The 10,873-nt window shown below is 40.5% G+C and carries 11 protein-coding genes; 9 read left to right on the forward strand and 2 right to left on the reverse strand.

Annotated features, from left to right (window positions below; translation table 11 throughout):
• Positions 1–58: 58 nt before the first annotated feature.
• The 9 genes from AB6M99_RS01660 (at position 59) to AB6M99_RS01700 (ending at position 9,009) form a co-directional block, all read left to right on the forward strand.
• Positions 59–562, forward strand: a complete 504-nt coding sequence (locus tag AB6M99_RS01660) for a GNAT family N-acetyltransferase (RefSeq protein WP_121835131.1) — start codon at positions 59–61, stop codon at positions 560–562.
• 95 nt (positions 563–657) lie between these two features.
• Positions 658–2,424: an endolytic transglycosylase MltG gene (mltG, locus tag AB6M99_RS01665; protein WP_183121650.1), complete on the forward strand. Its 1,767-nt coding sequence runs from the start codon at positions 658–660 to the stop codon at positions 2,422–2,424.
• 26 nt (positions 2,425–2,450) lie between these two features.
• Complete coding sequence (gene greA, locus AB6M99_RS01670; RefSeq protein ID WP_121835102.1) at positions 2,451–2,933, forward strand: transcription elongation factor GreA; 483 nt, start codon at positions 2,451–2,453, stop codon at positions 2,931–2,933.
• A gap of 135 nt (positions 2,934–3,068) precedes the next feature.
• Positions 3,069–3,512 carry a CopY/TcrY family copper transport repressor gene (locus tag AB6M99_RS01675; RefSeq protein WP_121835103.1) on the forward strand — a complete coding sequence of 148 codons (444 nt, stop codon included), beginning with the start codon at positions 3,069–3,071 and terminating at the stop codon, positions 3,510–3,512.
• A gap of 1 nt (position 3,513) precedes the next feature.
• On the forward strand, positions 3,514–5,739 hold the full coding sequence (locus tag AB6M99_RS01680; protein WP_121835135.1) for a heavy metal translocating P-type ATPase: 2,226 nt from the start codon (positions 3,514–3,516) through the stop codon (positions 5,737–5,739).
• A gap of 53 nt (positions 5,740–5,792) precedes the next feature.
• Positions 5,793–5,993, forward strand: a complete 201-nt coding sequence (locus AB6M99_RS01685; RefSeq protein WP_121835104.1) for a heavy-metal-associated domain-containing protein — start codon at positions 5,793–5,795, stop codon at positions 5,991–5,993.
• A 384-nt stretch (positions 5,994–6,377) separates the two neighbouring features.
• The gene (locus tag AB6M99_RS01690; protein WP_121835105.1) at positions 6,378–6,995 is read left to right on the forward strand and encodes a trimeric intracellular cation channel family protein; all 618 of its coding nucleotides are present in this window, start codon (positions 6,378–6,380) and stop codon (positions 6,993–6,995) included.
• A gap of 276 nt (positions 6,996–7,271) precedes the next feature.
• Positions 7,272–8,084: a Cof-type HAD-IIB family hydrolase gene (locus AB6M99_RS01695; protein WP_121835106.1), complete on the forward strand. Its 813-nt coding sequence runs from the start codon at positions 7,272–7,274 to the stop codon at positions 8,082–8,084.
• 79 nt (positions 8,085–8,163) lie between these two features.
• Positions 8,164–9,009, forward strand: coding sequence for a DegV family protein (locus AB6M99_RS01700; protein WP_121835107.1), 846 nt, complete (start codon positions 8,164–8,166; stop codon positions 9,007–9,009).
• A gap of 154 nt (positions 9,010–9,163) precedes the next feature.
• Here AB6M99_RS01700 and AB6M99_RS01705 read toward each other — a convergent pair whose 3' ends face one another.
• Together AB6M99_RS01705 and AB6M99_RS01710 are read right to left on the reverse strand one after the other, a co-directional pair.
• Positions 9,164–9,709: a peptidase gene (locus AB6M99_RS01705; RefSeq protein ID WP_369350994.1), complete on the reverse strand. Its 546-nt coding sequence runs from the start codon at positions 9,707–9,709 to the stop codon at positions 9,164–9,166.
• A gap of 131 nt (positions 9,710–9,840) precedes the next feature.
• Positions 9,841–10,794, reverse strand: a complete 954-nt coding sequence (locus AB6M99_RS01710; RefSeq protein ID WP_369350995.1) for an IS30 family transposase — start codon at positions 10,792–10,794, stop codon at positions 9,841–9,843.
• Positions 10,795–10,873 lie beyond the last annotated feature (79 nt).

Here is a 10,873-nt window from a genome sequence, read left to right on the forward strand (position 1 = left end):
ATAAGAGGCCTCTGAAAGTAACCTCTTTTGCTTCAATGATAGGAATAGGATGTCATTCGTGCTAATTAGGTATGTTACGATGGAAGACTGGGAGGCGATTTGTCAGATAGAGGCGGAGAATTTTTCCCAGCAAGAAGCCTCACCGCCAGAGGATTTGCAAAAGCGTATTGAGTACCTTAGGGATACGTTTTTGGTGGCTGAAATTGATGGGAATATCGCAGGATACATTGTCGGTCCAGCGGTCTGTCAACGTTATTTAAGTGATGATTTGTTTCATGAGGTTAGAAAAAATGCAGAGCAGGGTGGGTTTATTGTTTTAACCAGCTTATCAATTGCAAAAGCATTTCAGGGGCAAGGCGTTGGGACTGCTCTGCTTGCTGCCTTAAAAGACCTAGCCGTTTCTCAAAACCGTCAGGGGATAAGCTTAACATGTCATGATTACCTCATCACCTACTATGAAGCCAATGGCTTTTGTGATGAGGGTGAGTCAGAATCAAGGCATGGCGGAGCTTTTTGGTATAATTTGGTCTGGGAAAACCCTTATTTGGATAAAAAACTTTGAAAATCGGACAAGAAATGCTGAGATACGCCCTAAACAGTTGATTCTAAGCGCTTTTTAGGATATAATGGCGATTGATAATATTAGGAGGACGAAGCTTGACCGATACAAATAAGGACAAGAATGTTCAAGAAGAGTTAGCTAACCTGAGTTTCAAAGAAAAAATCTTGGCAGAGTTAGCCGCTGCGACACAGGAACGTCAGCGAAAACGTGAAGAATGGCAACAGCAAAGCCTAACACCCAATCAAAATTCTGTAGATGACAGTCGCTCATTAGATGAAGCGTTTAGCAACCAAGAATCTAGGGAGATTTCAGAAAATCCAGAGATTGCTGGTTCAGAGACTGTTGAAAGCATCACTGAAATAAAGGCTATCGTTCAAGAGGTTAATGACAGTCAGAGTAATGAGGAACAAAGTGAGTCAATCTCGCCTGATTATTTTGAAAGCTCAGCTGAGCCAGATTATAGTAACCTAGTAGAAGGAATGCTACAAAAAGCTCGTGAGTTTGAAGTTAGTGCTCCTGAGGAAGTTGTTGAAGAAGCTCAAACAAGTGCTGTGATGTCTGACATTCAAGAAAGTAGAGACGATTCTTTAGAAGAAACAAAAGAATTGTTTGATATCAAAGAGTTGGACAGCAAGATTCTTCCGACAAATGAGCATGAGGAGTCTTACAGGGACTCAGAGGATGATATTGAAGAAGTAGGAGTTAAAGACATGAGCCGAGAAAGTCGCAGGAAAACCAATCGCCTTGCCGCTAAAATTTCGACCTTTTTTGTTAGTCTACTAGTTTTCATTATTCTAGTGGGTGGTTTTTTCACTTATCGCTATGTAACGAGTGCTATTGGGCCTTTGGATAGTAAAGCGACAGATTATATCCAAGTTGAAATCCCATCAGGTTCTGGCAATAAGCTTATTGGTAATATCTTAGAGAAAAATGGTGTTATTAAGGATTCACGAGTCTTTAATTTCTATACCAAGTTTAAAAACTACAGTAATTTCCAAAGTGGCTATTATAATTTCCAAAAGAGTATGTCACTAGATGATATTGCAAAATATTTGCAAAAAGGTGGTACAGCGGAACCACAAATGCCTGTTTTAGGTAAGATTGTCGTTCCTGAAGGTTATACGCTTAAGCAAATTTCAGAAGCAGTGACACTAAATGCCAACACTGAAAATGCCCAAGATAAGACGCCGTATACGACAGAAGAGTTCATGGCTACCGTTCAGGATGATGCCTTTATTGCTGAAATGGTGAAGAAATATCCAAAACTTCTAGGAAGTCTTCCAGAAGCTTCTGCGGTTAAATATCGTTTAGAAGGTTATCTTTTCCCAGCGACTTACGACTACTATGAAGGAACGACTATCAAAGATATCGTAGATCAAATGTTAGCTGCTATGGATACTAATCTAGCGCCTTATTACGCAACAATTGAAACTAATGGCATGACTGTTAATCAAATCTTGACCATGGCTTCACTTGTTGAGAAAGAAGGAGCTACAGACGACGATCGTGAAATGATTGCTAGCGTCTTCTATAACCGTTGGAATATTGGGCAACCACTTCAAAGTAACATTGCCATTCTTTATGCGATGGACAAACTTGGAGAAAAAACAACCTTAGCAGAGGATGCTGCTATTGACACTAGCATTAATTCTCCTTATAATATTTATTTGAATACTGGTTTGATGCCTGGTCCAGTAGACAGTCCAGGGTTATCTGCAATCGTTGCAACGATTAGCCCTGCGAATACGAAATATTATTATTTTGTGGCTGATGTCACAACAGGTGCAGTTTACTTCGCTGAAAGTTATGAAGAACATTCAGCAAATGTTGAAAAATATGTTAATAGTAAACTGAATAATTAAAATAGAAATTAAGAAAAGAGAAAAAGATGGCTGAAAAAACCTACCCTATGACCCTTGCTGAGAAAGAGCAACTTGAGAAAGAATTAGAAGAACTTAAATTAGTGCGTCGTCCAGAAGTTGTTGAGCGTATTAAAATTGCACGTTCATATGGCGACCTTTCAGAGAACTCTGAGTACGATGCAGCAAAAGATGAGCAAGCTTTCATCGAAGGACAAATTGTGACAATTGAGACGAAAATTCGCTACGCAGAAATCGTTGATAGCGATGCGATTGCTAAAGATGAAGTTGCTATTGGTAAGACTGTTATCGTCCAAGAAGTTGGAACAACAGATACAGACACTTACCACATTGTTGGTGCTGCTGGAGCAGATATCTTCTCAGGTAAGATTTCTAATGAAAGCCCAATCGCTCAAGCACTTATCGGTAAGAAAAAAGGTGATCTTGCTACTATTGAATCACCTGCAGGTAGCTACGAAGTGAAAATCGTGAGTGTTGAAAAAACAGCATAAGTTTAAAGCTCTAGCATTCGCTAGAGTTTTTTTATTTCACATATAATGTTTACAAATGTAGACATAAAACTTGCATTTTTTCAAAATGGTGATAAAATAAATTTACAGATGTAAATCAAACAGAAAGGAGTTTTTATGTATCACATTTCAGATTCTGAGTGGGAAATCATGCGAGTGATTTGGGCAAAGGAACGTGTTGGAAGTTCAGAGATTATAGAGACCTTATCTCGTAAATGGTCTTGGTCTCCTTCTACTGTTAAGACGTTGCTTGGTCGCTTGGTGGATAAGGGGTTGGTTTCAAGTCAGCGGCAGGGGAGAGCCTATCTTTACCAAGCTGAAATTTCAGAAAAAGAGGCTCATCGTTCGGAAGTTGATGGTGTATTTGCTAAAATTTGCATGACAGAGCATACTAGTCTTATTGACCATCTGATCTCACAAACACCGATGACCTTATCTGATATTGAACGGTTAGAAGCTCTGCTGTTGTCCAAAAAAGAACAGGCAGTTGAGCGTGTCGTTTGTAACTGCGAACCAGGGCAATGTCGCTGCGCTCGTCATATGGAGGTGACTGATGAGTAAGATGAAAGAAACTTTTCTGGTTGAAGGGATGACTTGTGCTTCTTGCGTGCTAAATGTTGAAAATGCGGTAAAAAAACTTGATGGTATTGAATCTGCGGTGGTCAATTTGACAACGGAGAAAATGTCTGTGAATTTTGACAGTGAAAAAGTTTCATCAGAGGTGATTGCTGCAGCAGTTGCAGATGCTGGATACGGGGCTCATGTCTTTGTTGAAGGGCAAGAAAAAAGTCAAGAGGAGCGAGAGCAAGAACATCTTTTGGGGATGAAGACGAGATTAATCTGGTCTGCTGTATTCACCGTCCCTTTGCTTTATATTTCTATGGGGTCAATGTTAGGACTTCCTCTGCCAGAATGGCTGGCGCATGAAACCTCGTCGATACTGTTTGCCCTCAGTCAGTTTCTATTGACTGTGCCAGTTATGGTGATTAGCAGGCGGTTTTATAGCAATGGGTTTAGAGCACTCGTTAAAGGCCATCCCAATATGGATAGTCTAGTGGCAGTGGCTACCAGCGCCGCTTTTCTTTATAGTTTATATGGTTCTTACCACATTTTATTAGGACACTATCATTTTGCCCATGAGTTGTATTACGAGTCAGTTGCGGTGATTTTAACCCTCATTACGCTAGGTAAGTTTTTTGAAACCTTGTCAAAAGGTAGAACTTCTGAGGCTATCAAGAAATTGATGCATTTATCAGCTAAAGAAGCGCGTGTGCTTAGGGATGGTCAGGAAATGACACTTCCTATTGATCAGGTAGTGCTAGGTGACCATGTGATTGTCCGTCCAGGTGAGAAGATTGCAGTAGATGGCAAAGTTATCTCTGGAACATCTTCTGTGGATGAATCAATGCTAACAGGTGAGTCTATTCCAGTAGAAAAGGGGATAGATAGCCAAGTGTTCGGAGGCTCCATCAATTTACAAGGGTCGTTAACGATTCTTGCTGAAAAATTAGGAGAAGAAACCCTCCTCTCGCAGATTATTAAATTAGTTGAAGATGCCCAACAAACCAAGGCACCGATTGCTAAAATGGCAGACCGTGTCTCAGGCGTCTTTGTTCCGATTGTAATGGTGATTGCGGCTGTTTCTGGTTTAGCTTGGTATGTTATTGGTGGTGAGAGTTTCACCTTTGCAATGACGGTTGCGGTGGCAGTTCTTGTCATTGCCTGCCCGTGTGCCTTGGGGCTAGCGACACCAACGGCTATCATGGTGGGAACTGGTTTGGGGGCTTCTAACGGCATTCTCTTTAAAACAGGTGATAGTCTTGAGATGACACATCAAGTGGATACCATCGTTTTTGACAAAACAGGGACGATTACAAGAGGAAAGCCAGAGCTGGTATCGTTTTATAGCTATGATAGTCGAGGGGATATCTTGCAACTCGTGGCTTCTTTGGAACGTTTGTCAGAACATCCTATTAGCTCTGCCATTGTCCACAAAGCAAAACAAGAGCAATTAGCCTTACAAACAGTTGTTGATTTTGAGTCCTTGTCTGGATTTGGTCTAAAAGGCAAGGTTGCAGGGCTGGAACTTCTAGTCGGCAATCGCGCCCTCATGGAAAACAATGCTATTGATTTATCGGTAACCCAAGAGGATTTTGTCAGGTTAACAAGAGAAGGTCAAACGCCAGTATTCGCAGCTATTAATGGTCGTCTTGTGGCATTAATTGGGGTAGCTGATCAGCTGAAAGACGACAGTCAGCTAGCGCTTGAGAGATTGAAAAAGCAAGGTCTAGAAGTGATTATGCTGACAGGAGACAATGAGGTGACGGCGTCTGCCATTGCCCAAAAAGCAGGGATTGATCAGGTTATTAGCCAAGTCTTACCAGATCAGAAAGCTAAAGTCATTGCTGACCTCAAAGCCCAAGGTAAAAAGGTGGCGATGGTAGGTGATGGCATCAACGATGCGCCTGCTCTAGCTTTGGCAGATATTGGGCTTGCAATGGGAGCTGGTACTGATATCGCAATTGAATCGGCGGATGTTGTCTTGATGAAGCCTGAGTTGATGGATGTGGTAAAGGCTTTGCAAATTAGCAGAGCTACCCTGACCACTATTAAGGAAAATCTATTCTGGGCCTTTATCTACAATGTCTTAGCCATTCCAGTGGCGATGGGAATCTTGCATCTCTTTGGTGGACCGCTTCTGAATCCCATGTTAGCAGGGCTTGCGATGAGCTTTAGCTCGGTTTCTGTGGTAGCAAATAGCCTGCGCCTAAAATTTAAAAAGTTTTAGCTATTTAGATAATAAGAACCCAGAAAAATGTTATCAAACGAAAGGAAAAACATATGAAAACTTATCAAATTCTCGGAATGAAATGTGATGGCTGTGTCAAAACAGTCACTGAAAAACTGTCAAAAGTTCCAGGTGTCAAATCTGTTCAAGTTGACCTAGAGAAAAAACAAGCAACAATTGAAGGAAAACCTTTGAAATTCTTGCTCAAAGGCGCTCTAAAAGGAACAAAATTTGAGCTAGGTGAAGAAGTGTAATTAGGAAATAAGATGAACGAAGTTCATCACGTTCGTATAGGATGGCCGCTAACGATTGCGTGGTAGTAAAATAGTCTAGTGGACTATTTTAGGTGGACACTTGAAAATGAAGAAGTGTCCAGTTAGAGACTTCCGATCAACCACTGCGTCAATCTGCTATTTCTATCCCAAAAAGGAGGTTGAGACATTTTGTCCCAGTCTCGTTTTTCATAACTGTAACCCTTTTCTTTCTCATCAAATCATGGTAAACTAAGAGAGCTAAAAGAGGACGTCGCTAAATAGACAAACGGACTCGCAAAACAGGTAACAATTATTTTTTAGAAGGAATATGAAGCGGTCTTATATGGGGGATAGCTCTTATGTCAGACGGTTTTGGTATGAACATTGGACGGGACATTTTGGAATATTTTAAGTTTGATTGGAACGGTTGCTTTTGCCTTGTCGGGAGCCATTGTTGCGATGGAAGAAGATTTTGATATCTTGGGGATCTTTGTTCTAGGCTTTATGACGGCTTTTGGCGGTGGAACTATCAGAAATCTGCTAATTGGGCTTCCTATGTCTGCCCTTTGGAGCCAAGGGATTGGGTTTAATGTAGCTTTTATTGCCATGCTTTTGCTCATTTTCATGCCTCAGCTGGTGACGCGTCATTGGGAAAAAGCAGGGCTTCTCACAGATGCCATAGGTCTTGCAGCTTTTTCGATTCAAGGAGCGATTTATGCTGAAAACCTTGGTCAACCCTTGAGTGCAGTCATTGTTGCCGCAGTTTTAACGGGAACAGGTGGCGGTGTTGTTCGTGATGTTTTAGCGGGACGAAAACCAGGAATTCTCAGAAGTGAAATTTATGCAGGATGGTCAATCTTAGCAGCAGTATTAATCCATTTTCATTTTATTAAGGGAGAAATTGCCTACTACCTTTTGGTTGTCATTATCACAGCCTTAAGAGTTTATGGCGTCAAACGCAACTGGCACCTACCAAAAGCAAAATGGACAAAAGAGATGTGATAAGGTGATACGTATTAAGTACAGTTATTAGGAAATACCTCATTGATGAAAGCGGTAATATTTTTCTTTACCGCTTTTTATTCTATGCTATAATAATAGAGAAAGGTTAAGAACTTCTACTATTAGTTATTTGAATTGAAATCGTCGCTTTCGGCTTGCTGTATTTTTTGAGTTGTCTGCGTTTTTAAAGATAATTCATTTCGCGGTAATCTTCTAAAAGCTTGATATATCAGTGATGTTGGATTGGATTACAAACAGAAGTTCTAGGGATTGAATATGATAAAATTAATTGCAATAGATATGGATGGCACACTTCTCAATCACGATAAAAAGATTCCTGAGGATAATATCCGTGCTATCCGAAAAGCTGCAGAAGCGGGCATCAAGGTGGTAATCTGCACAGGGCGTATGCAGTCTGGTGTTATTCCTTATTTTGAACAGCTGGATTTTGCAGGACATGATGAGTACGCTATTTTAAACAATGGTTGTTCGGTTCATCATACCTCTGACTGGAGTTTACATTCTTATGAGGAGCTGTCACGTGAGGACGTTGCTCTTTTGGCAAAAGCTAGCGTAGATTATCCAGGGGTTCATTTGACCTTTGCAGATAAGACTGATTATACGGTTTTAGATACTGAGGTGCCAGAGATCGTCGCCTACGATGCAGGGCTTGTTTTTACCAAAGCAAAACCAGTCAATGATGTTACAGTCTTTGGTAATGCACCAATTTTTCAAGCAATGTACCTAGCTGATAAGGAAGTGTTAGATGTTTTCCAAGAAGAGCAAGAAGCCCTGTTATCAGAAAAATTTAGTACGGTTCGCAGCCAATCCTACATCTATGAAGCTATGCCAACAGGTGTCACAAAGGCAAGTGCTTTAGCTAAACTCTCAGCAGAGCTAGGCATTTCTCCAGATGAGGTGATGGCAATAGGAGACGCTGAGAACGATTTAGAAATGCTAGAATTTGCAGGTGTCAGCGTTGCTATGGGAAATGCGAGTGAGACGGTTAAGGCAGTCGCAAAGTATGAAACTGCTACTTGTGATGACGCAGGAGTGGCAAGAGCTATTGAAACTTATGCTCTCGTGTAGTTAGGGCTGGTAAAAATAGCAATAATATGCTATAATGAAGATACTTTGATAATTAAAACAAATCTCTTGGAGGAGAACAATGACTTGGAAAATTGTAGCCGATTCAGGCTGTGACTTTAGAGAAATCGAAAATCTAGCGGCAAGTGCTAAATTTGTCTCTGTCCCGCTAACGATTCAAATTGGATCTGAGGTCTATGTAGATGATAGTGGGCTTGACATTGATCGTATGATGACTAATATGTACGCTTCATCTGCGGCAGCAAGTTCTGCCTGTCCAAGCCCAGATGCCTATGCAAGAGCTTTTGAAGGCGCACAAAATATTTTGGTCTTTACCATCACTGGTGGTCTCTCAGGAAGCTATAACAGTGCTCGTGTGGCTAAAGAGATGTTTCTTGAAAATCACCCTAATATCAACATTCATATTGTTGATAGTCTGTCAGCAGGGGGAGAGCTTGATCTTTTAGTGAGCCATGCGAATGAGCTTATTGCCAAAGAGCTGAGTTTCGAAGAAGTTGTTTCGGAAATGACAGCCTATCAAGCCAAAACAAAGCTGATTTTTGCCCTTGCCAAAGTTGATAATTTGGTTAAAAATGGGCGTTTGAGCAAATTACTTGGAAAAGTGGTAGGCTTGCTTAATATTCGTATGGTTGGTGAAGCCAGTGAAGAAGGCAAACTAGAGCTTCTTCAAAAACCTCGCGGACAGAAAAAAGCGGTGGTTGCTTTAGTTGATGAAATGCTAAAAGCAGGTTACCAAGGTGGCAAGGCTATTATTGCGCATCGCAATAATGATAAAATTTGCCAACAAATTCGTGAAGCTATCCATGCCAAGTTTCCAGGTGCAGATATCCAAGCTGTTCCAACATCTGGACTCTGTTCATTCTATGCCGAAGAAGGTGGCATTTTGATGGGATATGAAATTGCTTAATGATTATCGGATAGATAAGAATTTTTAAGATTGTTATAAACTAAGAAGCGTAAGGACAGAGTTTAAAAGCTGGCGTTACGCTTTTTTATTGTGTAGGTAAATGATATAGTCACTGGACTATATACAAAAAAGTACCACACTGTGGCACTTTTTCTTATTGTTGAGGGACAGCTAGTGTCGTTTGTTCAACGTAGGTAGCTTGAATAGTTGCAGATACCGTATCAAGTCGTTTTTGGAGCTCAGCTTTTTTATCAGCAGAAGTCAGTAGGTTAATCGCAGCCTGTGCAACATCGACATTATAAAGGATTTGGTAGCCTTCAGCATTTGCGACGGCTGTTTCAGCTGCTGCTTGGTTGGCCAATTCTGTGCTTACCGCATCAAGACGTTTTTGAAGACCATCTTTCTTAGCTTGATCCGCAACAGTTGCGACTTGATCTTGAAGAGCTACTAAAGCTTCATTGCTTGGCGCTTTTTCTAAATCTGAGAGAGCTGCCTCTAATTCCATTAAATGCTTCTCTTCAGGTGATAGGTCTTTTTCAGCTGTTGCTTCTTGGGCAACTTTTGAAGCAGTATTAGCTGTTTGGGCGCTTGATTGATAAGTACCAAAGTTTTGACCAAATACTAGATAGAGGGCAGCCAATGCTGATAGGACGATGACACTGAGAAAAAGGTAAAAATACTCGCTTTTTGATGATTTCATAGAACTTCCTTTAAAAATTACAAAATAATACAGTATATATTATATAGGAAATGTCATAAATTTCAACAGATTTGACGAAAAAGTTGAGGAAAAAATAGATTTTATAAAAAATGCCAAATTTCAAGTTCAAGTTAGGCAGTCTGTAAAAACTCTATAGGAGATTTATAATTGAATAGTTTCTTTGGATAGTTGTTAATCCAGTTTTCAATAAATGCGACTTGTTGTTGAGTCGCATTTTTGCTTCCCTTAGGCAACCAACGCCGGATGAGTCTATTATGATTCTCATTAGTCCCACGCTCCCAAGAAGAATACGGGTGGGCATAGTAGATATGAGCAGGGTCAAAAACTTCTGCTAAACGACTGAACTCAGCCCCGTTATCAGCTGTGATAGAGTTCATTTGATAATCCTTGAGGATTGCTTTCAGAGCTTGATTGACTGAAGACGCGGACTTATCGGGAATGAGTCGAATGATTTGATAACGACTCTTTCTATCGGTTAGTGTCAACAGACACTCGTTTTTTGCCCGTGTTTGAATAACCGTATCAATTTCAAAATCACCGATATTCTCACGCTTATTAATGCTTTCTGGTCGTTCCTCAATAGACTTTCCAGCTGGCTTAAAATTGGGACTAGCATGCTTTTTCTTAGCTTTCTCTTGTCGAGGATAAAGCATATCAGCCTTGGTCAATCCTAAGTGTCCATGATGAATCCAGTAGTAAATGGTGGAGATGGGAACAGGTATCCCTTTTGACTTTACCATCATCTCGGGAGAATATTTCTGTTCGATGTAGTGAGTTATCTTTTCTTTGAGTCCCTTGGTTAGGGAGAGCTGTTTAACAGAACGTTTACGATTGTTTTGATAGGCTTTTTGAGCGAAATCAGCTGAGTAGATCACTTCAAATTTTCCTTTACGCACTTGTTGTCTAACCTGACCACGTTTGACTTCGTTGTGAATGGTTTGAGGAGCTTTAGCTAATCTCCTAGCGATTTCACGATTTGAGAGCCCTTCTTGAAGCCAACGTTCAATCATTCTACGTTCAGTTAGTGTCAAATGTTTACTTTTTGGTGTATAATAGTTTTGCATCTCAGAATCTTTCTAATTGTTGTTGTGGTGATTACAATTATATCTCTCTGAGATGTTTTTTGATACCCTTAGGTGGCTA

The organism is Streptococcus hillyeri (genome assembly GCF_041081565.1).
In the GTDB taxonomy this organism is placed as follows: domain Bacteria; phylum Bacillota; class Bacilli; order Lactobacillales; family Streptococcaceae; genus Streptococcus; species Streptococcus hillyeri.

Bases quoted from the DNA above. Each gene is read 5' to 3' on its own strand.
- AB6M99_RS01700 (WP_121835107.1), top strand. From the start codon at position 8,164: ATGACTTGGAAAATTGTAGCCGATTCAGGCTGTGACTTTAGAGAAATC.
- AB6M99_RS01695 (WP_121835106.1), top strand. From the start codon at position 7,272: ATGATAAAATTAATTGCAATAGATATGGATGGCACACTTCTCAATCAC.
- AB6M99_RS01710 (WP_369350995.1), bottom strand. From the start codon at position 10,794: ATGCAAAACTATTATACACCAAAAAGTAAACATTTGACACTAACTGAA.
- AB6M99_RS01705 (WP_369350994.1), bottom strand. From the start codon at position 9,709: ATGAAATCATCAAAAAGCGAGTATTTTTACCTTTTTCTCAGTGTCATC.
- AB6M99_RS01680 (WP_121835135.1), top strand. From the start codon at position 3,514: ATGAAAGAAACTTTTCTGGTTGAAGGGATGACTTGTGCTTCTTGCGTG.
- greA (WP_121835102.1), top strand. From the start codon at position 2,451: ATGGCTGAAAAAACCTACCCTATGACCCTTGCTGAGAAAGAGCAACTT.
- AB6M99_RS01675 (WP_121835103.1), top strand. From the start codon at position 3,069: ATGTATCACATTTCAGATTCTGAGTGGGAAATCATGCGAGTGATTTGG.
- AB6M99_RS01685 (WP_121835104.1), top strand. From the start codon at position 5,793: ATGAAAACTTATCAAATTCTCGGAATGAAATGTGATGGCTGTGTCAAA.